At 63.5% G+C, this 22,642-nt stretch carries 24 protein-coding genes; 5 read left to right on the top strand and 19 right to left on the bottom strand.

Annotation, left to right across the window (positions count from 1 at the left end; all coding sequences use genetic code 11):
• The first annotated feature begins 28 nt into the window (after nt 1-28).
• Nucleotides 29-388, top strand: a complete 360-nt coding sequence (locus LG047_RS10495; protein WP_227966577.1) for a DUF488 domain-containing protein — start codon at nt 29-31, stop codon at nt 386-388.
• Here LG047_RS10495 and rsmA read toward each other — a convergent pair.
• The 8 genes from rsmA to purL form a co-directional block, all read right to left on the bottom strand.
• Nucleotides 382-1,284, bottom strand: a complete 903-nt coding sequence (gene rsmA / locus LG047_RS10490; protein WP_227966576.1) for a 16S rRNA (adenine(1518)-N(6)/adenine(1519)-N(6))-dimethyltransferase RsmA — start codon at nt 1,282-1,284, stop codon at nt 382-384. The genes LG047_RS10495 and rsmA overlap by 7 nt on opposite strands.
• Nucleotides 1,281-2,279 carry a 4-hydroxythreonine-4-phosphate dehydrogenase PdxA gene (gene pdxA, locus LG047_RS10485; RefSeq protein WP_227966575.1) on the bottom strand — a complete coding sequence of 333 codons (999 nt, stop codon included), beginning with the start codon at nt 2,277-2,279 and terminating at the stop codon, nt 1,281-1,283. Before pdxA ends, rsmA begins: the two co-directional genes overlap by 4 nt.
• Nucleotides 2,280-2,281: 2 nt before the next feature.
• A complete protein-coding gene (locus tag LG047_RS10480; RefSeq protein ID WP_227966574.1) occupies nt 2,282-3,724 on the bottom strand; it encodes a M48 family metalloprotease in 1,443 nt (480 codons plus the stop codon).
• Nucleotides 3,725-3,740: 16 nt separating this feature from the next.
• Nucleotides 3,741-4,004 carry a hypothetical protein gene (locus LG047_RS10475; RefSeq protein WP_227966573.1) on the bottom strand — a complete coding sequence of 88 codons (264 nt, stop codon included), beginning with the start codon at nt 4,002-4,004 and terminating at the stop codon, nt 3,741-3,743.
• 268 nt (nt 4,005-4,272) lie between these two features.
• Complete coding sequence (locus LG047_RS10470; protein ID WP_227966572.1) at nt 4,273-4,521, bottom strand: hypothetical protein; 249 nt, start codon at nt 4,519-4,521, stop codon at nt 4,273-4,275.
• Between the two features lie 291 nt (nt 4,522-4,812).
• Nucleotides 4,813-5,157 (bottom strand): Grx4 family monothiol glutaredoxin, encoded by a 345-nt coding sequence (gene grxD / locus LG047_RS10465; protein ID WP_036284526.1) that lies wholly within the window; start codon nt 5,155-5,157, stop codon nt 4,813-4,815.
• A 49-nt stretch (nt 5,158-5,206) separates the two neighbouring features.
• Entirely contained in the window at nt 5,207-5,437 is a 231-nt protein-coding gene (locus tag LG047_RS10460; RefSeq protein WP_036284524.1) for a BolA family protein, read from the bottom strand.
• Between the two features lie 25 nt (nt 5,438-5,462).
• Nucleotides 5,463-7,700 (bottom strand): phosphoribosylformylglycinamidine synthase subunit PurL, encoded by a 2,238-nt coding sequence (gene purL / locus LG047_RS10455; RefSeq protein ID WP_227966571.1) that lies wholly within the window; start codon nt 7,698-7,700, stop codon nt 5,463-5,465.
• 294 nt (nt 7,701-7,994) lie between these two features.
• On the opposite strand from purL, the gene LG047_RS10450 reads away from it, so the two are divergent.
• Complete coding sequence (locus LG047_RS10450; protein WP_227966570.1) at nt 7,995-8,870, top strand: OmpW family protein; 876 nt, start codon at nt 7,995-7,997, stop codon at nt 8,868-8,870.
• Between the two features lie 97 nt (nt 8,871-8,967).
• Here LG047_RS10450 and LG047_RS10445 read toward each other — a convergent pair whose 3' ends face one another.
• From LG047_RS10445 to hemE, 10 genes are all read right to left on the bottom strand, one after another.
• Nucleotides 8,968-9,843 (bottom strand): ParB/RepB/Spo0J family partition protein, encoded by an 876-nt coding sequence (locus LG047_RS10445; RefSeq protein WP_227966569.1) that lies wholly within the window; start codon nt 9,841-9,843, stop codon nt 8,968-8,970.
• A 37-nt stretch (nt 9,844-9,880) separates the two neighbouring features.
• Nucleotides 9,881-10,699, bottom strand: coding sequence for a ParA family protein (locus LG047_RS10440; RefSeq protein WP_036284517.1), 819 nt, complete (start codon nt 10,697-10,699; stop codon nt 9,881-9,883).
• Complete coding sequence (rsmG, locus tag LG047_RS10435) at nt 10,696-11,337, bottom strand: 16S rRNA (guanine(527)-N(7))-methyltransferase RsmG (protein WP_227966568.1); 642 nt, start codon at nt 11,335-11,337, stop codon at nt 10,696-10,698. The genes LG047_RS10440 and rsmG overlap by 4 nt, the downstream gene beginning before the upstream one ends.
• Nucleotides 11,334-13,184 (bottom strand): tRNA uridine-5-carboxymethylaminomethyl(34) synthesis enzyme MnmG, encoded by a 1,851-nt coding sequence (mnmG, locus tag LG047_RS10430; protein WP_227966567.1) that lies wholly within the window; start codon nt 13,182-13,184, stop codon nt 11,334-11,336. Before mnmG ends, rsmG begins: the two co-directional genes overlap by 4 nt.
• Before the next feature lie 56 nt (nt 13,185-13,240).
• Nucleotides 13,241-14,545: a tRNA uridine-5-carboxymethylaminomethyl(34) synthesis GTPase MnmE gene (gene mnmE / locus LG047_RS10425; RefSeq protein ID WP_227968475.1), complete on the bottom strand. Its 1,305-nt coding sequence runs from the start codon at nt 14,543-14,545 to the stop codon at nt 13,241-13,243.
• 11 nt (nt 14,546-14,556) lie between these two features.
• Nucleotides 14,557-15,543: an aromatic ring-hydroxylating dioxygenase subunit alpha gene (locus LG047_RS10420; RefSeq protein WP_227966566.1), complete on the bottom strand. Its 987-nt coding sequence runs from the start codon at nt 15,541-15,543 to the stop codon at nt 14,557-14,559.
• A gap of 67 nt (nt 15,544-15,610) precedes the next feature.
• The gene (locus LG047_RS10415) at nt 15,611-16,561 is read right to left on the bottom strand and encodes an HNH endonuclease (protein ID WP_227966565.1); all 951 of its coding nucleotides are present in this window, start codon (nt 16,559-16,561) and stop codon (nt 15,611-15,613) included.
• 142 nt (nt 16,562-16,703) lie between these two features.
• Nucleotides 16,704-17,972 carry a transcription termination factor Rho gene (gene rho / locus LG047_RS10410; protein WP_036288456.1) on the bottom strand — a complete coding sequence of 423 codons (1,269 nt, stop codon included), beginning with the start codon at nt 17,970-17,972 and terminating at the stop codon, nt 16,704-16,706.
• Between the two features lie 155 nt (nt 17,973-18,127).
• Complete coding sequence (gene hemJ, locus LG047_RS10405) at nt 18,128-18,547, bottom strand: protoporphyrinogen oxidase HemJ (RefSeq protein WP_227966564.1); 420 nt, start codon at nt 18,545-18,547, stop codon at nt 18,128-18,130.
• Between the two features lie 2 nt (nt 18,548-18,549).
• The gene (gene hemE, locus LG047_RS10400) at nt 18,550-19,584 is read right to left on the bottom strand and encodes a uroporphyrinogen decarboxylase (protein WP_227966563.1); all 1,035 of its coding nucleotides are present in this window, start codon (nt 19,582-19,584) and stop codon (nt 18,550-18,552) included.
• Between the two features lie 424 nt (nt 19,585-20,008).
• Between hemE and LG047_RS10395 the strand changes: the two genes are divergently transcribed.
• The 3 genes from LG047_RS10395 (at nt 20,009) to dnaQ (ending at nt 22,106) form a co-directional block, all read left to right on the top strand.
• Complete coding sequence (locus LG047_RS10395) at nt 20,009-20,629, top strand: Maf family protein (RefSeq protein WP_227966562.1); 621 nt, start codon at nt 20,009-20,011, stop codon at nt 20,627-20,629.
• 11 nt (nt 20,630-20,640) lie between these two features.
• Complete coding sequence (coaE, locus tag LG047_RS10390; protein ID WP_036284504.1) at nt 20,641-21,228, top strand: dephospho-CoA kinase; 588 nt, start codon at nt 20,641-20,643, stop codon at nt 21,226-21,228.
• A gap of 158 nt (nt 21,229-21,386) precedes the next feature.
• A complete protein-coding gene (dnaQ, locus tag LG047_RS10385; RefSeq protein WP_227966561.1) occupies nt 21,387-22,106 on the top strand; it encodes a DNA polymerase III subunit epsilon in 720 nt (239 codons plus the stop codon).
• Between the two features lie 3 nt (nt 22,107-22,109).
• Here dnaQ and secB read toward each other — a convergent pair whose 3' ends face one another.
• Nucleotides 22,110-22,595, bottom strand: a complete 486-nt coding sequence (gene secB / locus LG047_RS10380) for a protein-export chaperone SecB (protein ID WP_036284498.1) — start codon at nt 22,593-22,595, stop codon at nt 22,110-22,112.
• Between the last annotated feature and the right edge of the window lie 47 nt (nt 22,596-22,642).

The following is a 22,642-nucleotide window of genomic DNA, read 5'->3' as shown; positions in this document are numbered from 1 at the left end:
CTCCGCGCGGCCGCGCTATCTCGGTTTCATGCCGGGTTTTTTCATCAAGCGCGTCTATGAGCCTCCCGAGCCGGAGGACGGCGCCCGCGTGCTCGTCGATCGCCTGTGGCCGCGCGGGCTGAAGAAGGAAGACGCCGCGATCGATCTTTGGGCGCGACATCTCGCGCCAAGTCACGAGCTGCGGCGATGGTTCGGCCATCGCCCCGAGCGCTGGGCGGAATTCCGATCCCGCTTTCGCGAGGAGCTGATGTCGCCGGAAGCTCGGGAGCAGCTCGAGGCGCTGGAGGCGCTCGTCGGCAAGATACGCATCACCCTCCTCTACGCCGCCCGCGACGAGGCGATGAACAATGCGCAGGCGCTGCGGGAGTTTCTGCGCGAGCGTCAGTGAGACGCGAGCGCATTGGCCAGCGCCACGAAACCGGGGACGTCGATCTCTTCCGCCCGCTTGGTCTCCTCGATCCCCGCCGCCGCCAGCAGGGCGCTCGCGTCGACGCCGAGCGTTCTGAGGCTTTGGCGCAGCATCTTGCGGCGCTGCCCAAAAGCCGCCTGCGTGACGCGAAACAGGGCGCGCGGGTCACAGGCGAGCGGCGACGGATTGGGGACGAGCTCCACGACGGACGACGTGACCTTCGGCGGCGGCGTGAAGGCGGCGGGCGACACGTCGAAAAGTATGCGCGCCTTCGTGCGCCAGCCGCAGAGCACGGCGAGGCGCCCGTAATCGGCGCGCTGAGCCGGCGTCGCGACGATGCGCAGCGCGACCTCCTTCTGGAACATCAGCACATAACGGTCGAAGACCGAGGGCCATGGCTCGGCCTCGATCCAGCGGGTGAGCAGGGCGGTCGCGACATTGTAGGGAAGATTGGCGCATATTCGCGCCGGCCCGCCCGCGCCATGCGCGCGCACGAGTTCGGCTGCGTCGATTTCGAGCGCGTCGCCCTCGACGACCGTGAGCCGGCCGGGATAATGGGCCGCGATTTCCGCGAGCGCCGGCAGGCAGCGCGCATCGCGCTCGACAGCGATGACGCGCGCGCCCTGCGCCAGCAATGCGCGCGTCAGACCGCCGGGGCCGGGGCCGATTTCGACGACTGTCGTAGTCGTTTCGTCATGCATGCTCTTGTCCGAAAAGTCTGACGACTTTTCGGCAGCATGCGCGAAAGGCCCGGCGGCGCGGGCGATGCGCGCGGTGAGATTGAGATCGAAGAGGAAATTCTGGCCGAGCGTCTTTTTCGCGTCGAGTCCGTGGCGAGCGACGACGTCGCGCAGCGGAGGAAGCGCGTCGCTCACGGCGCCATCCGCCCGGCAAGCCTGATCGCCTCGATGAGACTCGTCGCGTCCGCCACGCCCTTTCCGGCAATATCGAAGGCCGTTCCGTGATCGGGCGACGTGCGCACGAAGGGAAGGCCCAGTGTGACGTTTACGCCGCGATCGAAGGCGAGCGTCTTGATCGGGATCAGCGCCTGATCATGCGTCGGGCAAAGCGCGACGTCGTATTTTTTCCGCGCGCTCGCGTGAAACATCGTGTCGGCGGGATAGGGGCCCGTCGCGTCAATTCCCTTCGCGCGCAGTTCCGCGATCGCGGGCGCGATCGTATCGATCTCCTCGCGGCCGAGCGCGCCATCTTCACCCGCATGCGGATTGATCCCCGCGAAGGCGAGACGCGGATTTGCAATGTCGAATCGCGCGCGCATGTCGCGCGCGACGATCTCGCCCGTTTCGACGATGAGCGCGCGCGTCAGCCGCTTCGGCGCCTCTGCAAGCGGAATGTGAATCGTGATCGGCACGACGGCGAGTTCTTCCGCCCAGAGCATCATGACCGCGCGGTAATCGCCGCCGTAATGACGCCGCGCGAGTTCGCCCAGAAATTCCGTATGACCGGGATGCGAAAAACCTGCGGCGTAGAGCACCGACTTTGCAATCGGATTGGTGACGACGGCGCGCGCTTCGCCTTCGACGACATATTCCACCGCGCGTTCGATGGAGAGAATCGTCGCGCGCGCGTCCTGTGGATCGGGCGCGCCGGCGACGCCGCGCACATTGCAGCCGATCGGCGCGACGGGAAGCGCGCGAGAAAATATCTTGCATGCCTCTGACGGCCCCGTCTCCTCGATCGCGACGTCGAGCGACAGTTCATGCGCGACGCGCGCAATATGAGCCGGATCGGCGATCAGGAAGAAGGGCGGCAGATTGCGCGCGTGACGCGACGCGTAAGCCTTGAGCGCCAGCTCCGGCCCGACGCCGGAAGGATCGCCCTGCGTGAGCGCGAGCGGAAGCTTCGTCATCGTCATTCGTCGGTCGAGCCCGGCGGGCGATAGTTGAGAATGTCGTCGGCGCGCAGCCAGCCCTGCGAGGCTTCCCTGAATTTGGCCTTCGCGCGCGTGGCTTGGGTGCGCGCCTCGACATATTTGCCGGCGACGAAGAGGCCTTCGGCGGCCGCGAGTTGCGCTTTCGCCTCGTCGCCCTTGCGATAATAGGCCATGGACAGATATTCCCACGCTTCCGGCGAATCCTCGTCGCGCTGCGTCGCGTTGTAGAGGACGCGGATCGCTTCGTCCGTATAGGCGGGATTCTCCGTCGCGACGAGCGCATGTCCGAGCAGCGCCTTGATCGGCGCGGCGGCGGGCGCGAGCGCCGCAGCCTTTCGCAGTGGCGCGATGGCCTCTTCGGCGCGCGCGGCCTCGAGCAGAAACTGTCCCTTCAGCTCCCAGAAATAAGGATTTTTCGGCTGCACCTTGATGAGCGCGTCCGCCCCGGCGAGCGCCTGCTCCAGCCGCCCGGCCTTGTTGTCGGCGATGGCGCGCGCGTAATGGCCGGCGATGGAATTGTCCGACATGTAGCGCCGCGCGGCGTCGCCGGCGTCGCCCATGAAGCCGACGAGCTTGGCGCGCATGAGATCGTGGCGGGCCTGCAGCGCGGGAGAATCCACCGCGTCGAAATAGGGCGAGTCCTTCGCCGCCGCCTCGAGATTCGAGATGCGCTCGGTCGGCAAGGGATGCGACAGGAGATAGGGATCGATCGTTTGCGACTTGAACATCGCCTCATTGGCGAAGCGTTCGAAGACGGTGAGCATGCCTTTCGCCGATTGATGCGTGGCGGTGAGGAATTTCACGGCCGCGCGGTCGGCGGCCTGTTCCTCGCTGCGCTGGTAGGAGAGAAGCGAGCGCTTCACCGCCTCCTGCGGCCCGAGCATGATGCCGGCCATGCCGGCGGAATCGACGCCGAGATTGCCCTGCCGCCGGCCCGCGGCGCCGCTCGTCGTGGCGGCGTAAAGGGCGCCGGCGGAGGCGAGCATGCCGGCGATGGAAAGAATGGTGGCGCGCGCGAGCTCCTGCCGTCCGCGCACGAGATGGCCGCCGGCGATATGGCCGGCCTCATGCGCAAGAACGCCGATGATCTCGTTCGGCGTCTTCGCTTCCACGAGGGCGCCGGTGTTGATGAAGATCTTCTGCCCGTCGGCGACGAAGGCGTTGAAGCTCTTGTCGCCGACGATGATGATCTTGGCCGCGCCGGAATGAATGCCCGCCGCCTTGAAGATCGGCGCGGTGTAGTCGCGCAGCAATTGCTCGATCTCGGCGTCGCGGATGATGGAGACTTTCGGCGCGTCCTGCGCATGGGCCCGCGCGACGAGCAAAAGGCACAGCGCCCCGAGAAACCCCCTGCGCAAGCCATGGCGAAAAATCGTCGTCATGGCGCGACACTGGCTCATGGCGGCGATGAAATCAAACATTGCGCCGGGCGCGGCCCTACATCGCGCCCTCGCGCACGACGCCGCGGATCGGGGAATTCGGGAAAAGGAGATTTTCGATGGTGAAGGCCCGCTCTTCCGGCGGCTCCTCCCGGATTATCGGGTGGCGTGCGCTGTAATGCGGCCGGCGAACCGGCGCTCGGCGCGCCGCGACGCTCCCCTGAAGAGCGCTGCGGTCGGGGCCCCAATCCGCGCCCCTCGCCTCGGCCGACATGCCCAGAGCGAGCACGGCGAGGACGGCGAATCGGATTTGTCGGCTCATTCTCATTTCTAGGACGATCCATCATCTGCGACAGGCAGGGGATAGCTCGGCGGCGCAAATCCCGATTTTCTATTGCGCTGCACAAGAAAAATTTTTTCGCCTGTTTGCCAACTGGTTGTAACGAGCGACCCTTTCCATGCACGAGTGGATACAAAAAGGCCCCGACTCCGGCGTCGGGGCCTCTGACCCGAAACGCTTACTGGAGCGCGCTCGGGAAATCACGCGCGGTTTCTTCGAGCGCGCGACAGGAGATGACACGGGAGCGGCGTTATTGCGCGCCCTCGAGCACGATGATGCCCCTCGGATCGTGCGGGGACATCGCCGGGCGGTAAACATGTCGCGGACGCTGGCGCATCACGTCGCTCGGCGAGGCGCTGATCGCGTCATTGTAATGGTGCTCCTGCACGGCGTCGCCCCAAACCTGCCTGGAGTCATAGTAACGATCATAGGCGAAGGCCGATCCCGCCGACAGAACGAGGCCCAGGGTTGCGGCGGTGAATACGAGTTTCAATGACATCGCTTTCTCCATCTGCGCGGCGTCCGCTCTGCGGGGCTCCCCGGCCTCGGCAAGGCCGTTCGTCCCGGCGCCCGTGAAACAGATTGTGGTTCATATGACTGTCATAAAAAAGTGTATTGTCCTTCCCCCTCTCTACGGATGTGTGCAGGCGCAGCATAGGCGCGCAAGGGCGGCGATGCGCGTCTCGAGGGGCCCTCCAGAAAGCAAATGCGCGCCGCCCGGGGGCGACGCGCATGACGTCTCTTTTCGATGTCGCGCGAAGCGGAACCGCCGTTCGCGCCTTTTCAGTTCTTACGCCTTGGCGGCCTGCGCGTGCGGCACGCCTTCCTTGTCGAGGAGCGCGACGAGTTCGCCGGACTGGAACATCTCGCGGGTGATGTCGCAGCCGCCGATGAATTCGTTTTTCACATAGAGCTGCGGAATGGTCGGCCAGTTGGAATAGGCCTTGATCCCTTCGCGGATCGCGCCGTCGGCCAGCACATTGATGGCCTTGTAGGGCACGCCGAGGTGATTGAGGATCTGGACCACCTGCATGGAGAAGCCGCATTGCGGCGCCTGTGGCGTGCCTTTCATGAACAGCACCACGTCGGAGGATTCGATCTCGCTCTTGATGCGGCTGTTTACGTCGTCGGACATTTGGCTACCCTTTTCATGCGGCGTTCAAGGCGCCGCCGTTGCAAGATTTTCAAGGCGTGCGCGTCGTCAGCGCGAGCGCATGCAATTCCGTGCCGAGCCGCGCGCCGAAGGCGGCGTTGACGAGCTGGTGCTGTTTCACGCGGGAGAGGCCGCGAAAGGATTCCGAGACGACGGTCGCCGCCCAATGGTCGTTGTCGTCGGCGAGCGCGGTCAGTTCGACGGTGGCGTCAGGCAGGGCCTGCTTGATCAGCCGTTCGATCTCGGCGGCGGGCATGGGCATCGTTACACAGTCCTCTCAGTCGACATCAATTGTCGGAAAACGCACCGTCGTCTCCCGACATATAGGCGGGAAGCGGCGCTTCATGCGCCTCGCGCAGCTCGGACAGCAATATCGGCGCCTCTCCCGGCAGTTTCAATGCGTCGCCCCCGGTCACGCCAATGGCGAGGACGGGAACCCCCTTCCCCGCAGCCGCCGTTGCGACAGCCGCCGCGTCCGACGCCGGGACGGCGACCAGATAGCGCGCCTGGTCCTCGCCGAAGAGCGCGGCATGGGCAAGCCCTTCGGGCAAGCGTTCGACCGTCGCGCCGAGACCGCCCGCGAGCGCCATCTCGGCGAGCGCGACCGCGAGACCCCCGTCGGAAAGATCATGCGCGGCGCCGGCGCGGCCCGCGAGAACGAGCTCGCGCACGAATTCGCCGTTGCGGCGCTCGGCGGCGAGATCGACCGGCGGCGGCGCGCCGTCCTTGCGGGCGCAGAGATCGTGCAGATAGGCGGACTGGCCGAGCCAGCCCTTGGTCTCCCCGATGAGGAGGATCGCGTCCCCTTCGCGGAGGAAACCGGTCGGGGCCGATTTCGCGACATCCGCGATCACGCCGACGCCGCCGATCGCGGGGGTCGGAAGGATGCCCGCCCCCTGCGTCTCGTTGTAGAGCGAGACATTGCCGGAAACGATCGGGAAATCGAGCGCGGCCGCCGCTTCGCCGACGCCCTGCAGGCAGCCGACGAACTGACCCATATATTCGGGCCGCTCGGGATTGCCGAAATTCAGATTGTCGGTGAGCGCCAGCGGCGTCGCGCCGCGCACGGTGATGTTGCGCCAGGCTTCCGCCACCGCCTGCCTGCCGCCCTCGACCGGATCGGCGGCGCAATAGCGCGCTGTGACGTCGGTCGTCAGCGCGAGGCCCTTCGGCCCGTCCTTCACGCGGATGACGGCTGCGTCGCCGCCCGGCTGGCGCACGCTGTTGCCGAGGATGAGGTGGTCGTATTGCTCCCACACCCAGCGCTTGGAGCAGAGATTTGGCGTCGCCATCAGTTTGAGCAGCGCGTCGCGGTTAGACGCGGGCGGCGCGACCGACGCCGGGTCGATGACGGGCGCCTTCGGCGTCGGGACCCAGGGCCGGTCGTAGACCGGCGCCTCGTCGCCCAGCTCCTTGATCGGCAGATCGGCCTTCACCTCGCCCCTGTGTTTCACGACGAAACGCAGCGTGTCGGTCGTCTTGCCGACGATGGCGAAATCCAGCCCCCATTTGCGGAAGATCCCTTCCGCCTGTTCCTCGAGCTCCGGCTTGAGCACCATGAGCATGCGCTCCTGGCTCTCGGAGAGCATCATTTCATAGGCCGTCATGCCCTCCTCGCGGCAGGGCACCGCGTCCAGATCGAGTTCGACGCCGAGATTGCCCTTGGCGCCCATTTCGACGGCGGACGAGGTCAATCCGGCGGCGCCCATATCCTGAATGGCGATGACGGCGCCCGACGCCATAAGTTCGAGGCAAGCCTCGAGCAGAAGCTTCTCCGAGAAGGGATCGCCGACCTGCACGGTGGGGCGCTTCTCCTCGGCGTCCGCCTCGAAGGAGGCGGAAGCCATGGTCGCGCCATGGATGCCGTCGCGGCCCGTCTTCGAGCCAAGGTACACGATCGGGTTTCCGACGCCCGCGGCGGCCGAATAGAAGATCGAATCCGCGCGCGCGAGCCCTACGGCCATGGCGTTGACGAGAATATTGCCGTCATAGGAGGCGTCGAATTCCGTCGAGCCGCCAACCGTCGGCACGCCGAAACTGTTGCCATAGCCGCCCACGCCGGCGACCACGCCGGAAACGAGATGCCGCGTCTTCGGATGCGCGGGGCGCCCGAAACGCAACAGATTGAGGCAGGCGATCGGCCGCGCGCCCATGGTGAAGACGTCGCGCAGAATGCCGCCGACGCCCGTCGCCGCGCCCTGATAGGGCTCGATGAAGGACGGGTGATTATGGCTTTCCATCTTGAAGACGCAGGCGTCTCCGTCGCCGATGTCAATCACGCCGGCGTTCTCGCCGGGGCCGCGAATCACCCATGGCGCCTTGGTCGGCAGCTTGCGAAGATGGATGCGCGAGGACTTGTAGGAGCAGTGCTCGTTCCACATCGCCGAGAAGATTCCGAGCTCGGTGAAACTCGGCGTGCGCCCGATGAGCGCGAGTATGCGCTCATATTCGTCCGGCTTGAGCCCATGGGCGGCGGCGAGTTCGGCGTTGACCGGCGGTTCGGCGGGGGGAGCGCTGACTGTCAAATTGTCGCACCTTGAGAGTGAGGCGAGGGTTTTCCGTCGTCGCGGCGCTGGCGGTTGGCGCCGTGTTCGCAGGAACATCTCTGCGGAAGAACCGTTTCTCGCTTAGCGCCGGGCGTCCCGCAAGGCAACAGCGGGAAATGTTGCCTAAGTGACACAATCACAGAGAATGATAAGACCAGGCGCGTTTTCTTGATTTATATCAAGTTGTGGCGCCGAAAATCGTAGCAACCTCCCAACGACTCGGCGCGACGCGTCGACCGTCGTCCGAAGAAAAGAATTCACACGGGGGTTCCTATGAGGAATTTTGTCAGCGGCGCCGTCGCCGCTATCGCGATGGGGACCGCAGTGGTCTCCGCTCAGGCTGCTGATCTTGGCGCGCTGAAAGCGCCCCCGCCGCCGCCGCCGCCGGTCGTCGACACCTATCAGCCTTTCCAGGTCCGCCTGAAAGTCGGCGGCGTTATCCCGACCGAAGGCACCGCGACCATCTATGACCGCGGCACCGGCACCTATCTCGGCAACCAGACGGTTCTACAGGCCGTCGGCTACAGCTGGGGGGCGGGCAGCGTGTTCAACGGCGCCAGCACGTCGATCTCCTCCTCGATCATTCCGATGATCGATCTAGCCTATTACCTGAACAAGAACTGGGCGATCGAGGCCATCTGCTGCGTTTCTCCGCACCACGTCCAGGGCATTGGTTCGATCGCCGGCTCCAGCGTCATCAAGACCTGGGTGTTCCCGCCGTCCCTGATGCTGCAGTATCACTTCACGAATTTCGGCGCCTTCCAGCCCTACCTCGGCGTCGGCGTGAACTTCACGGCCTATTGGGGCACGCGCGCTGGCAACCAGCCATTCCCCTTCTTCCTGCCTAACTTCCCCACGATCGGCAGCTTCAACAACGCCTACGCCGCCACCATCACCCCGTCCTGGGGCGTGGTCGGCCAGATCGGCTTCGATTACATGTTCAACGAGCATTGGGGCGTGAACATCGACGCGAAATACATCATGATGGAGCCGAACGCTCACGTCTGGGCCACGAACACCGGCACGCCGTTCGGCCCGCTGAGCGTTCCGCTGAACCTCGCGGTCAAGATCAATCCGGTCGTGATTTCGGGCGGCCTGACCTATCGCTTCGGCGGCGGCGTCGTTCCCCCGGTTCTCGCGAGCTTCTGATAATCGCGAAACGGCAAAAAGAAACCGGCCTCTGCGGAGGCCGGTTTTTTTATGCCTGATTCTTTTACGCCTGGCTCATCGCCGATGCGCCGCCCGCCTATTCGCTCAGCATCCGGCAGATCGAGTCCAACTGATCCAGCGACTTGTAATAGATGCGGACCTCGCCGCGCTCGCCGTCGTGACGAATATCGACGGCCATGCCGAGCGCATCGCTGAGCGTCTTCTCGATCGCTTTCGTGTCGGCGTCCTTTTCCGCTTTCGGCTTGCGGGACTCCCTTGCCGCAGCTCGCGGCGTCGCGGCCTGTTCCTGCGCCAGCGCCTCGACGTCGCGCACGGTCATCCCCTGCTCGACAATGCGCCGCGCCACCGCGTCCGCATCCGGGAGACCGAGCAAGGCGCGGGCGTGGCCGGCCGAAATCGCGCCGTCGCTCACGAGCTTCCGCGTAGCCTCCGGCAGATTGAGGAGCCGGACCGTATTGGCGACATGCGACCGGCTCTTGCCGATGATCTTGGCGATCTCGCTTTGCGAATAGCCGAATTCGGCCCCGAGCCGCTCATAGCCCTTCGCCTCTTCGATGGCGTTGAGATCGGCGCGCTGCACGTTTTCGATGATCGCGAGCTCCAGCGCCTCCTTGTCGTCGGCCTCATGGATGACGACCGGAACCTCTGTCAGCCCCGCGGTCTGGGCGGCCCGCCAGCGCCTTTCGCCCGCGATGATCTCATAGGCGTCGGCCACGCCGGCGATGGCGCGCACCACAATCGGCTGGATAATGCCCTTTTCGCGGATCGAGGCGGCAAGATCGGCGAGGTCTTCCTCGCGGAACATCGTGCGCGGATTTCGCGGATTGGGCCTCAGGAATTCAATCGGAATCTTGCGCTGACCACGCGGACGCTCGGCCGGCGCTTCCTCGCCCGCGTCGCCCAAAAGCGCCGCCAGTCCCCGGCCCAATCGCCGCCGCGGTTCTTCAGCCATGTCGAAAATGCTCCTTTTTCGCCGCGCAGCGACGGCTTCAAGCGGCGCGCAGCCGTTTCTCGCGCTGGATTACTTCCGAAGCGAGCTTGAGATAGGCCTGGCTGCCGGAACATTTAAGATCGTAGAGCAGCACCGGCTTGCCATGCGAGGGCGCCTCGGACACGCGCACATTGCGCGGAATCATCGTTTCGTAAACCTTGTCGCCCATGAAGCGGCGCACATCAGCCGCGACTTGTGTCGCCAGATTGTTGCGGGGGTCGTACATCGTCAGCACGACGCCGTGGATCGAGAGCTTCGGGTTCAGCGTGCGCGTGACCTGATCAACCGTCGACAGGAGTTGTGAAAGACCCTCCAGCGCGAAGAACTCGCATTGCAACGGAACGACCACGGCGTCAGCGCTGGCCAGCGCATTGATCGTCAGCAGATTGAGCGACGGCGGGCAGTCGATGAGGATGTAATCATAACGCTTGCCGTCATGGGCCTCGGCCGCCGCCAGCTCGGCCAGCGCCCGCTTCAGACGGAAAGCGCGATCCTTGTCCGCGGCGATTTCGAGTTCGACGCCGAGAAGATCGAGCGTCGAGGGAGCTATGGAAAGGCGCGGAACGGCTGTGGCGACGATGGCGTCGGCGAGGCTGGATTCGCCGAGCAGCACGTCATAGGTCGAAAGCTTGCGACTCTTGCGCTCGACGCCGAGTCCGGTCGAGGCGTTGCCCTGGGGATCGAGATCGATCACCAGAACCTGTTCGCCGACGGCGGCGAGCGCCGTGCCGAGATTGATTGCGGTGGTCGTCTTGCCCACGCCGCCCTTCTGATTGGCGAGGACCAGAACGCGCTGGCCGTTAGTCTGTACGGTCACTTTTTGCCTCGGGCGCTGTGCTCGGCGACGATGAGCCGGGCGCGCGGATGCGTGCGGCTTTGAATGGTATGGAAGCTGAAATTACCGATGCGCTCGGCGGCGGTCAATTCTTCGCGCCAGTCTTCCCCCTTCAAAAACACGCCAATCGCGCCATTATTCAACGGTCCCGCGGCAAGGGCGAGAAGTCTGTCGAGCGGCGCCAGCGCGCGGGCGCTGACGGCGTCGATCCGGCCGGAAAGGCGCGGCAATTCCGCCTCGATTCGCCCTACATGGATTTCGGCCGGCGCGCCTGTTTCACGTGAAACAGCGCGCATGAAGGCGGCCTTGCGCTGGTCGCTCTCGATCAGATGAACTTTCGCCTCTCGCCGGTCCTTCAGCAAAAGCGCGGTAACGAGGCCAGGAAAGCCGGCTCCCGATCCAATATCGAGCCAGACCCTTGCTTCAGGCGCGGCCTCGACCGCCTGCGCCGAATCAGCGAAATGGCGCATCCAGATCTCATTAAGCGTATTCGGCGCGACCAGATTGATCTTTCCCTGCCAGCGCCGTAGCAACTCTTCATAAGTCTCGAGCTCCCGCTCGATCCCGCGCAGGCAAGGGAAGAGTTCGAGCGCCTTCGCCCGATCGGCGGACCAACTCATGCGCTCCGCGCCCGCGCCGCCAGAAGCGTCAAGGCTGAAGGAGTCATGCCGTCGATGCGCTGCGCCTGGCCAATCGTGCGCGGCCGCAGATAGGTCAGCTTGCCGCGCAATTCCGCCGAGAGTCCGGCAATCGACCCATAGTCCAGCGACTCGGGAAGCGCGAGCTGCTCGTCGCGTCGGAAAGAGTCGATATCCGCCTGCTGCCGGTCGAGATAGACGGAATAGCGCGCATCCGTCTCCACCCTCTCGGCGGTCGAAGGATCGATCTCCGCCAGTTCAGGCCAGATTTCCTGCAGCCGCGCCAGCGTGACCGACGGAAAGGCAAGCAGGGCGAAAGCGCTGCGGCGTTGCCCGTCCTGATTGACCGGCAATCCGTGCCGCAGGGCAGCTGACGAGGTCAGCGACAGACTTTCCAGCAAGGCACGAGCGCGGCTGAGCTTTTCGGCCATTTTCGCAAAGGTCGCCGCGCGGAGCGCGCCCACACAGCCGAGCGCGACGCCTTTCGGCGTCAGGCGCTCATCCGCATTGTCGGCGCGCAACGACAAACGATATTCGGCGCGCGAAGTAAACATGCGATAGGGTTCGCTCACCCCCCGCGTGACAAGATCATCGATCATCACGCCGAGATAGGCTTCGGCGCGATCGAAAATGACCACCCCGCGTCCGGCTGCGAGGCGGGCCGCGTTGAGCCCGGCGACGAGTCCCTGCGCGGCCGCTTCCTCATATCCCGTCGTGCCATTGATTTGTCCCGCGAGAAACAGCCCCTGCAGCCGCTTGGTCTCGAGACTTGGCAGCAGTTCGCGCGGATCGACATAGTCATATTCGATGGCATAGCCGGGCCGGATGATGCGGGCGTCCTGCAGCCCGGGTATCGCGTTTATGAAAGCCCGCTGGGTCGCAAGCGGCAGCGAGGTAGAGACGCCATTCGGGTAGACCGTGTCATCGTCGAGTCCTTCGGGCTCGAGAAAAATTTGATGGGCGTCGCGATCCGCGAAACGCACGACCTTGTCCTCGATCGACGGGCAATAGCGCGGCCCCGGTCCCGAGATGGCTCCCGTCCGCATGGGTGAAAGGTGCAGGTCCGAGCGGATGATCTCATGCACCGCCGCCGTCGTGCGGGTGATCGCGCAGGCGATCTGGCGATTGGCGATGTGGGTCGTCAGAGAGGAAAATGGCTCCGGGCTCTCATCGCCCCATTGTGTTTCCAATTCCTCCCAACGAATCGTTCTGCCGTCGAGTCGCGGCGGCGTGCCTGTCTTCAGACGGCCGACGGCAAAGCCCGCTTCGCGGATGCGCCTCGACAGGCCGATGGCGGGCGGATCGCCCATCCGCCCCGCCGGCGTCCGCTCGTCGCCGATATGAATGACGCCGGCAAGGAAAGTGCCCGTGGTGATCACGACCGCCGCGGCGCGGATGTCTTCACCGGACGCTGTCCTGACGCCGCGGACCTGGGACCCCTCGACCAGCAAATCCTCGACGGCGCCTTCCAGCACGGTGAGATTATCGACGCTCTCAATCGCGGCCAACATGGCGTTGCGATAAAGCTTGCGATCCGCCTGGGCGCGAGGGCCGCGCACCGCAGGCCCCTTCGAGCGATTGAGGACGCGAAACTGGATGCCGCCAGCGTCGGCGACCCGTCCCATCAGCCCGTCGAGCGCGTCGATTTCGCGGACGAGCTGCCCCTTGCCGAGGCCGCCAATCGCAGGATTGCAGGACATGGCCCCGATGCTGGCGCGGGAATGGGTGACGAGCGCCGTTCGCGCGCCAAAGCGCGCGGAGGCCGCCGCCGCTTCACAACCGGCGTGTCCGCCGCCTACCACTATGACGTCGAATTCCTTTACCGACATTCCGTGTCTGACGCTTCCTGCGCCGCCTCAACTTTGTTTCACGTGAAACATCTGGCTCATTTGCCGATGCAGAAATGCGAAAACACCGCATCGAGCACATCCTCGACATCGACCGAGCCGACGATCCGGCCGAGCGACCGCCCGGCGGAACGTAAATCGTCGGCGACAAATTCCAAGTCTTTTTCGGGCGCCAGCGCGGCTGCGATCATTTTCCCCGCGTCCTCGGCCGCCCGCCTGTGGCGCTCGCGGATCAGCAGGGCCGAAGCGCCATCTCCGAGCCGCGCCCCCGCCCGATCCGCAATCTCATTCAGAAGCGAATCCAGACCCAGACCGCTCGTCGCGCAAATGCCGAGCCATCCCTGCGCGGATTGATGTAGATCGCATTTGCTCCAGACGCGGAGCAGATCAATATTCCCCAGCGCGTCGAGGGAAGGGTCTTCCCCTTTCTCCGACAGCCACAGGACGAGATCGGCCGTTCCGACGCGCTCGACGACACGGTCGACGCCAATCTTTTCGATCTCGTCCTCGGCTTCGCGAAGACCCGCTGTATCGACGAAGGTGACGGGAAGGCCGCCGAGGTCGAGATGCGCCTCGATCATGTCGCGCGTCGTGCCGGGCGTTGGGGAGACGATCGCAAGATCGCGCCGCGCGAGCGCATTGAGCAGCGTCGACTTGCCGGCATTGGGCGCGCCGAGGATCATGACGAGAAATCCATCGCGCATCCGCTCCGAGGCGGGGGCGTCCTCGAGCGCTGCTCGGATCTCCGACAGAACGGGCTGCAACAGGGCTTCAAGCCGGTCGGCGGAAAAGACGCTGACATCGCCCTCGTCGCTGAAGTCCAGTTCGGCCTCCACCAGCGCGAGCGCTTCGATGAGCGCTGCGCGCCAGGCTTCGACGCGTCGCCGCAGCGCGCCGCCGGCGATTCGCAAGGCTTGCCGTCGCTGCGCTTCGGTCTGGGCGTCGACGAGATCGGCGAGCGCCTCCGCCTGCGACAGATCAAGTTTGCCATTGGCGAAGCCGCGCCGTGCAAATTCACCCGGCTCGGCGCTGCGCAATCCGGGCCGCCGAGAGAGCGCGGCGAGCACGCCATCGACGACCGCGCGGCCGCCATGGACGTGAAATTCGGCATAGTCTTCCCCTGTCGCCGAATGGGGCGCGGGGAAGAAAATCGTCAGGCCCCTGTCGAGCGTTTCGCCGTCCCGAGGATCGCACAGCTCCACCAGCCGCGCCATTCGCGGCTCTGGCGTCGATCCGGCGAATTCCGACAGAACCGCGCGCACGCCCGGCCCCGAGAGCCGGATGACGGCGATCGCCGTGCGGCCGGCTCCTGTCCCGAGCGCAAAAATCGTGTCGGATGACATCATATTTTCCTTCAAGGCGCGGCCGGCGTCTTGCCGGGGGCCACAGCGCGAGGCGGCGGCGTCGCCGCGCTTCCCAGAAGTCTTTGCCGGTAGATGCGGCGAAAGGCCAGCGTGGGCGCGTCCGTTCTCACCGACGCCTCCTCCGCCGGCGGCGGGACTTCATGGGGCAGCGACGATTCGACAATCGCCTGATCCTCATTGGCGATGCGGCGATTCATCCAGCGAAAAACGGGATGGAGGAGCGGCGAACGGGCGAAATCGCGCATCGTCAGCAAGATCAGGCGGGTCGTTTCCCCGTCCTCCGGCACGCAGGCGACCATGAGCCGAAAGAGTTTACCCGGGGGATCGATGAACAGCTCCATGACATTCGGAAAGCGATATTCCAGCGCCCCCGGTCGCGGGACGCCGTCCACAGCGTTGGTGATTCGCGCCCCGTAAGGCCGATCCTCCCAGTAAACATCCATCCTTTTCTCGACGAGTTCCCTCAGCCCCGCGCCGATCGTGCGCCGATGCACGAAGGGCAGATGCGGCATGTCGAGCATGTTCTCCATCACCCGCGTCCAATGCGCGCGCCACAGGACCGACTGCGCGCAAAGCGCCAGCCCGGGCGCGGCGAAAGTGTCGGACAGGGCGGGTTCGTCTTCGGGCGCGAAACCGGTGTAAAGCCATAAAAGGCCCCCGCTTTCGCACGCCGGCAGGCTGATCGCGCCGAGATTTTCGCGCTTCGCGTCCGGGTTGAAGGGCGCGCCGCAATTGGCCCCGGAGCCGTCGAAACGCCAGCCGTGAAACGGGCATTCGATCACGCCCCTGTCGACGCGGCCGAGCGACAGGGCCACGCCGCGATGCGGGCATCGGTCGAGCAGCGCGGCTGCAGCGCCGGAGGCGTCCCGAAAGAAAACGATGCGCTCGCCCGCGACCCGCATTGGCAGGGGTCTGCCGGGTTTCAGATCGCGCGCGAGACCGACGATCGTCCAGACATTGGCGAAACTGGAGAACATTCCGGACTTCCCGAGGTCACTTATTAGCGAGGAAAAATTTGCGTGCTCCGTAAACCTAAAACCTAGCTTATCCTTTGAATATTTCCCGCCTGTGCCAAGCCAGGAATTGCGGATGTGGACGTAAGTCTAATCTTTGAGGTAAGAGTAAACGATTATTCCCACCCAAAAGACGATCTATCGAATCAGGCAATCTGTCTTTTGCGAGCAACAAACCGAAATCGTCGTCTACTGAGACTAGCCCTCGATCGAACATCCAATGAAACGTCCCCGAGAGCGCAATACCATTACGAACACTGTCAGGACCCCACTTCTCTACGGGACGTATGTGGGCTGCTTGAACTTCCGACCGACCGCTGCCGTTTATGATTTTGATCCCAGACATTGCGCAGGTGTCGCCGTAAGCGTCTTTTACGGCAGCTGAAAACGCTCTGTCTCGAAAAGGCCGCGAAATAAGCTGCTCGACAATTCGTCGGTCCTCTTCCAATGGTTCATCATGGTAAAATTTTGCTTGTTCTTCTGAAAAACCCGGAATCAATTGCATTGGCTCTTCGGGAACATCCGGGGCCGGTCGGATTCTTTTTTCGAAGCCGATAATGTGTGCAAAACCGGCCTGCCAAATCAAATCGAATTCTGCATCGGTCAAATTCCTTACGGCACGACCAAATGCTCCTTTGTTCGTCGAACCGTCCGGTTTTTCGAGATTCCCCTCGTAATAGCGGCTGCCCTCGCGGAAAGGCACCGGGCGAACAAATGGAAGATAATTCGAGACCTCGGCGTAGAAGTGATCTGGTCGGGATGTATCGGGAATGATGCGCTCTAATCTTGCCGTCGCAAAATAAACTTGCGAGCCGCCTCGGCTGGACGGGTCGTTCGTTGACCGACGAGGTTCGTAATAAACGATCCAATCACCAACAGCCTGACCAACCTGATTCAAATATGTCTTGGGAAAATGGTATCGAACCTCGGGAAGATCATCATAAGACGACGAATTCTTAGTGGTGAACACGGCTTTCGTCATCGCCCCACTCTATTACGGATTATCAGCTTTCCTTGGAGTCCGTTTTGTTGTGTCACCTTTTCATAATGAACAAAGCGCGGTTTCCAGGTCAATGGAAACCGCGCTTTTGGGAATTCTGAATTGTCGCTATTTCCGCTCTGCCTCAGGTGTTCATCGAATCGAAGAAAGCCTGATTGCCCTTCGGGGTCTCGCGCAGCTTGCCGAGCAGGAACTCGATCGCGTCGGCCGGACCCATCGGATTGAGGATGCGGCGCAGGACATACATTTTCTTGAGAATGTCCGGGGCGACGAGCAGCTCTTCCTTGCGGGTGCCGGAGCGGGTGATGTCGATCGCCGGGAAGACGCGCTTGTCGGCCACCTTGCGGTCGAGAATGATCTCGCTGTTGCCCGTGCCCTTGAATTCCTCGAAGATCACTTCGTCCATGCGCGAGCCGGTGTCGATCAGCGCGGTCGCAATGATGGTCAGCGAGCCGCCTTCCTCGATGTTGCGCGCGGCGCCGAAGAAACGCTTCGGGCGCTGCAGAGCATTGGCGTCCACGCCGCCTGTCAGCACCTTGCCCGACGACGGCACGACGGTGTTGTAGGCGCGTCCAAGACGTGTGATCGAATCGAGCAGAATCACCACGTCGCGTCGATGCTCGACGAGGCGCTTGGCCTTTTCGATCACCATTTCGGCGACCTGGACGTGGCGCACCGCCGGCTCGTCGAAGGTCGAGGACACGACCTCGCCGCGCACGCTGCGCTGCATGTCGGTGACTTCCTCCGGACGCTCGTCGATGAGCAGCACGATCAGATAGCATTCGGGATGATTGGTCGTGATCGACTGCGCGATATTCTGCAGCAGCACGGTCTTGCCGGTGCGCGGCGGCGCGACGACCAGCGCGCGCTGGCCCTTGCCGATCGGCGCCACGAGGTCGATGACGCGCGACGAAAGATCCTTTTTCGTCGGGTCCTCGATTTCGAGCTTCAGCCGCTCGTCCGGGTAAAGCGGCGTCAGATTGTCGAAAGGCACCTTGTGCCGCACCTTCTCCGGGTCTTCGAAATTGATCGAATTGACCTTGAGAAGGGCGAAATAGCGCTCGCCTTCCTTGGGGCTGCGAATCATGCCCTCGACCGTGTCGCCGGTGCGAAGGCCGAATTTGCGGATCTGCGAGGGCGAGACATAGATGTCGTCCGGCCCTGCGAGATAATTGGCGTCGGGCGAACGCAGGAAGCCGAAGCCGTCCTGCAGCACCTCCACGACGCCCTCCCCGACGATCTCGACGTCACGGCTGGCGAATTGTTTCAGGATTGCGAAAAGCAGCTCCTGCTTGCGCAGGAGGGAGGCGTTTTCGACTTCGTGCTCCTCGGCGAAAGCGAGAAGTTCGGCGGCGGACTTGGACTTCAAGTCCGAAAGTTTGATTTCCCGCATGTGGGCCTTCGAAGAGATATGCGTCAGGAGAGCGGGCAGAGAGGCGGGAAGGGGATTCCCGAACGCCGGAGCAATATCGGCGGTCGTCAAAACGACTGTCTGCCTTAGGTAAGGATCAAGTTCTTATATGTTTTTCAAAGACAATGCAAGCGTCGTCAAAAAGGCTTCACGATCACCAGAACGACGATGCCGATCATGAGCAATGTGGGGATCTCGTTGAGGACGCGGTAATAGCGCGAGGAATGGCGGTTCGCGTCCGCCGCGAAACGCCGCTGCAGCACGCCGTCATGGACATGTGCGGCGGTCATCAGGACCACCAGCGTTGCTTTCACGTGAAACCACCCCGACGACAGCGCCCCGCCCTCGACCGCGAGATAAAGCCCGGTCAGCCAGGCGACAGTCATCGCCGGCGTCATGATGTAGCGGTAAAGCCGCCGCTCCATGATCTTGAAGGTCTCGGACTGGGGCCCCGGCGCTGTTTCGGCGTGATAGACGAAGAGCCGCGGCAGATAGAGAAGCCCGGCCATCCATGAAATGATGGCGACGACATGCAGCGCCTTGATCCAGAGATACATCGCTAGTCCCTCGCCCCTCGCACCCGCTCGACGAGCCGTTCCACATGCTCGATCGGCGTCTGCGGCAGAATGCCATGGCCGAGGTTGAAAATATGCGGGCGGCCCGCAAAGGCCCCGAGGATCGAGTCGATCTCCCGGTCCAGCGCCGCGCCGCCAGCGATGAGCGCCAGCGGATCGAGATTGCCCTGAAGGCAAACATTCGCCGCGGTGTTCGCCGCCGCCCATTTCGGATCGAGCGCCGTATCGAGCCCATAGCCATCGGCGTGGAGCGTCTTCGTCAGCCGCGGCAGTTGCGCGTCGGCGCCGCGCACGAAGGCGATGACCGGCACATTCGGCCGTTGCGTCTTCAGCGCCGCAATCATTCGCGCGATCGGCCTCGCCGACCAGGCCTCGAATTCATTGGCCGGCAGCACTCCCGCCCAGCTGTCGAAAATCTGCACGACCTCGACGCCGGCGTCGATTTGCCGAACGAGATATTCCACCGATGCGTCGACGAGCCGGTCGATGAGACTGGAGAAGGCATCCGGATGGCGGAAGGCGAAAAGCCGCGCCGGCGCCTGATCCGGCGTGCCCTGCCCGGCGATCATATAGCTTGCGACCGTCCATGGCGCGCCACAGAAACCGATGAAGGCGACATCCGTCGGCAGCTCCGATTTCACCCGATCGATGGTCTCGAAGACCGGCGAGAGTTTCGTGATATCGAAGGCGCCGAGCCGGGAAATCCCCTCCGGCGTCTCGATCGGATCGAGGCGCGGGCCCGAGCCCGTTTCAAAGGACACCGTCTGGCCCATGGCGTCGGGGATGACGAGAATGTCCGAGAAGAGGATCGCGGCGTCGAAGTGGAAGCGCCGGACCGGCTGCAGCGTCACTTCGGCGGCCATCGCGGGCGTGTAGCAGAAATCGAGGAAGCTCTTCGCCTTGGACCGAAGCGCGCGATATTCCGGCAGATAGCGGCCCGCCTGCCGCATGAGCCACATTGGCGGGACGGCGCTCGCTTTACCGCGCAACGCAGAGATCAGAGCTTTTTCGTCAGACATTCCATTCGACCCATCGGCGAGAAGCGACCGATTGGGGAGTAGCGCGAAACGCCAAAAAACAAAAATTCTTAAAAGACAGATTTATTTACTTTTTATTAACCAGCTCATCGCACTGGTTAATTTCCGTTAACAAATTTCCCACAGGCTCTGAAGAGTCCGCAAGAACGCCGAAGGGGTTGGGGAATTACGGGGAAATCGATAAATATCTATTATTTACAAATATTTAATTATGATGATCACGCGCGCGTCCTGTTGGCCGATTGTGAATCCCCGCTGTCCGGATTATCCCGATCGCCCCTATCGACTCCCGCTGGCCTGTTGATCCTTCCCCGGACTTGTGACCACCTCTCTACAGCCTCGTTAAGAAAGGCTTAACGCTGTCCCCGCTTTTCGACTTTCAAACCCGCCTGTGGATGAATCGCCAGTGACGACCGCGTCCTCTTTCTGGCGCGCTGAAGCGCCGCTGATTCTCGCCTCGAGAAGCGCCGGCCGTCAGGCCGTTCTGGCGCAGTCGGGCCTCCCATTCGAGGCGCGTCCGGCCGACGTCGATGAGCGTGGGATCGAATCACGCCTCGGGCCCGTCGGCGCGGACGCGCTGGCCTTGGCGCTCGCGCGCGCCAAGGCCCGGTCCGTTTCCGCCCGCTCGCTCGGCCGTCTGGTGCTGGGGGCGGATCAGGTCGCGAGCTGCGAGGAGTGGATTTTCGGCAAGCCGGGGACGATGCAGGAAGCGGCCAAATTGCTGCGTTTTCTCTCCGGGCGGAGTCATCGTCTCCATTCCGCCGTCGCCCTCGTTCGCGACGGCGCGATCATTTTCGAGACCGTCGCGCACGCCGATCTGACGATGCGGGAGCTGAGCGACGAATTCATCGCCGCCTATCTCGCCCTCATGGGGGAAACGGCGCTCGCGAGCGCCGGCGCCTATCAGGTCGAAGGGCTGGGGGCGCAGCTTTTCGCGAGCGTCAGCGGCGATCACTGGACCATCATGGGTCTGCCGATCCTCCCCCTTCTCGACGCCCTTCGCCGCGAGGGAGCGCTGATCTCTTGAGCGGACGAAAGATGCTGCGCCTGGGCCTCACCGGTTCGATCGGCATGGGCAAATCGACAACGGCCCAGATGTTTCGCGACGAGGGCGTGGCCGTGCTCGATTCGGACCAGATCGTTCACGACCTGTACAGAGGCGCGGCGGTCGCCCCGATCGAGGCGGAGTTTCCGGGCGTAACGGTCGACGGCGTGGTGGATCGCGGGCTTCTCGCCGCGCGTGTGCTCGACGATCCGGCGTCGATGAAGAAGCTGGAGCAGATCGTCCATCCGCTCGTCTGGGCGGAGCGGGACCGCTTTCTGAAGGAGCAGGACGAAAAGGGCGCGCGTATCGTCGTCTATGATGTGCCGCTGCTGTTCGAGACGGGCGCAGAGAAGACTGTCGACGCCATCGTCGTCGTCTCGGCGCCGGAAGATGTGCAAAAGGCCCGTGTGCTTGCGCGGCCGGGCATGACGGAAGAGAAATTCGCCGCCATTCTGGCGAAGCAGACGCCGGACGCGGAAAAGCGGGCGCGAGCCGATTTCGTCGTGCATACGGACCGAGGACTCGACGAAGCGCGAAAGGAAGTTCGGGCGATTCTGGATGCGCTCGAAGGAAGGGCCTGACGCGCCAGACGCAGATGTGGACGAAACCCCGCCAGCGAAGAACGACTTCATGACGAGGCCCGATTGCGCTCTCCGGATTTCGAGCAAGTTGGCTTTCAAACTCGTCCGGGGGGCGTGGTGAGCTGGTTTTTCTTCACTGACTGAGCGATTAGACAGACATGCGCGAAATCGTCTTCGATACGGAAACCACCGGCCTCGATCCCTCGAAAGGCGACCGCGTCGTCGAGATCGGCGCCGTCGAGATTTTGAATCTCATTCCGACCGGCCGAGTCTTCCACGCCTATATCGATCCCGAGCGCGACATGCCGGAGGAGGCGTTTCGCGTTCACGGCCTCTCTCGCGAGTTTCTGTCCCAGCACAGGAAGTTTCGCGAGATCGCAGAGGAATTCATCGATTTTATCGAGGATTCCCCAATGGTCGCGCATAACGCCGAATTCGACGTGCGTTTCATCAACGCCGAATTCGCAATGCTGAATTTCGCGCCGCTGGCGCCCGCGCGCATCGTCGACACGCTCGCCATCGCGCGGCGGCTTCATCCCGGCAGCCCCGCCTCTCTCGACGCGCTGTGTCAGCGATATGGCATCGATCTCTCGCGCCGCGACAAGCACGGGGCGCTTCTCGACGCGGGACTTCTGGCGGAGGTTTATGCGGAGCTGATGGGCGGGCGCCAGGCCGCGCTCTCCCTGCAGACGGTGAGCGTGTCACGCCGCACGCAGACGTCTGATCTGCTGCGCGCGCGCCCCGCGCTGCTCGAAGACCGGCTCAGCCCCGCAGAGGACGAGGCGCATCGCGCCTTTGTGGCGGGGCTGTCGAAGTCCGTGATTTGGGATCGTTACCTGACGGGGCGGTCCGACGAATCGGCCGCCTCGCCGGGCTGATTTTTACGCCTGCGCGAAGTTCTGACCCGAGGCCTCGGCGGCCTTTTGCTGATAGAGCGCGACGAAATCGATCGGGTCGATGTAGAGCGGGGGGAAACCGCCGTCGCGGGTCGCGTCAGCCACGATCTGGCGCACGAAGGGGAAAAGGAGACGCGGACATTCGATCATCACGATCGGATGGACCTGCTCCTGCGGAATGTTCAGCAGGCGGAAGACGCCGCCATATTCCATATCGAGCTTGAACAACAGGCCCGCGCCCTCGCCGGCCTTGGCGTCGAGGGTCAGCGACACTTCGAAATCGGTCGGCGCCAGCTGCTTGGCGTTGACGTTGACCTGAATGGAAATATTCGGCGCCTTCTCCTGCGGGCCGAGGGAATTCGGGGCGTTCGGATTTTCGAAGGAGAAGTCCTTCAGATACTGAACGAGGGCGTTGAGGGCCGGAGCGCCCCCCGGCGCCGCATTAGCGCCGTTGCCATTGGTGTCGGACATGTCGGAATCTCCCAGCCGGGCCGCAGAAAAAGTCGCGCCCGCGTAAC

Source organism: Methylocystis sp. WRRC1 (assembly GCF_020733155.1).
Lineage (GTDB): Bacteria > Pseudomonadota > Alphaproteobacteria > Rhizobiales > Beijerinckiaceae > Methylocystis.
This window is presented reverse-complemented; position numbering and strand designations above follow the sequence as displayed.

Coding starts and splice junctions, on each gene's coding strand:
- LG047_RS10495 (WP_227966577.1), top strand. CDS start 29: ATGCCGGGTTTTTTCATCAAGCGCGTCTATGAGCCTCCCGAGCCGGAG.
- pdxA (WP_227966575.1), bottom strand. CDS start 2,279: ATGACGAAGCTTCCGCTCGCGCTCACGCAGGGCGATCCTTCCGGCGTC.
- LG047_RS10480 (WP_227966574.1), bottom strand. CDS start 3,724: ATGTTTGATTTCATCGCCGCCATGAGCCAGTGTCGCGCCATGACGACG.
- LG047_RS10475 (WP_227966573.1), bottom strand. CDS start 4,004: ATGAGCCGACAAATCCGATTCGCCGTCCTCGCCGTGCTCGCTCTGGGC.
- LG047_RS10470 (WP_227966572.1), bottom strand. CDS start 4,521: ATGTCATTGAAACTCGTATTCACCGCCGCAACCCTGGGCCTCGTTCTG.
- grxD (WP_036284526.1), bottom strand. CDS start 5,157: ATGTCCGACGACGTAAACAGCCGCATCAAGAGCGAGATCGAATCCTCC.
- LG047_RS10460 (WP_036284524.1), bottom strand. CDS start 5,437: ATGCCCATGCCCGCCGCCGAGATCGAACGGCTGATCAAGCAGGCCCTG.
- LG047_RS10450 (WP_227966570.1), top strand. CDS start 7,995: ATGAGGAATTTTGTCAGCGGCGCCGTCGCCGCTATCGCGATGGGGACC.
- LG047_RS10445 (WP_227966569.1), bottom strand. CDS start 9,843: ATGGCTGAAGAACCGCGGCGGCGATTGGGCCGGGGACTGGCGGCGCTT.
- rsmG (WP_227966568.1), bottom strand. CDS start 11,337: ATGAGTTGGTCCGCCGATCGGGCGAAGGCGCTCGAACTCTTCCCTTGC.
- mnmG (WP_227966567.1), bottom strand. CDS start 13,184: ATGTCGGTAAAGGAATTCGACGTCATAGTGGTAGGCGGCGGACACGCC.
- mnmE (WP_227968475.1), bottom strand. CDS start 14,545: ATGTCATCCGACACGATTTTTGCGCTCGGGACAGGAGCCGGCCGCACG.
- LG047_RS10420 (WP_227966566.1), bottom strand. CDS start 15,543: ATGTTCTCCAGTTTCGCCAATGTCTGGACGATCGTCGGTCTCGCGCGC.
- LG047_RS10415 (WP_227966565.1), bottom strand. CDS start 16,561: ATGACGAAAGCCGTGTTCACCACTAAGAATTCGTCGTCTTATGATGAT.
- rho (WP_036288456.1), bottom strand. CDS start 17,972: ATGCGGGAAATCAAACTTTCGGACTTGAAGTCCAAGTCCGCCGCCGAA.
- hemJ (WP_227966564.1), bottom strand. CDS start 18,547: ATGTATCTCTGGATCAAGGCGCTGCATGTCGTCGCCATCATTTCATGG.
- hemE (WP_227966563.1), bottom strand. CDS start 19,584: ATGTCTGACGAAAAAGCTCTGATCTCTGCGTTGCGCGGTAAAGCGAGC.
- coaE (WP_036284504.1), top strand. CDS start 20,641: ATGCTGCGCCTGGGCCTCACCGGTTCGATCGGCATGGGCAAATCGACA.
- dnaQ (WP_227966561.1), top strand. CDS start 21,387: ATGCGCGAAATCGTCTTCGATACGGAAACCACCGGCCTCGATCCCTCG.
- secB (WP_036284498.1), bottom strand. CDS start 22,595: ATGTCCGACACCAATGGCAACGGCGCTAATGCGGCGCCGGGGGGCGCT.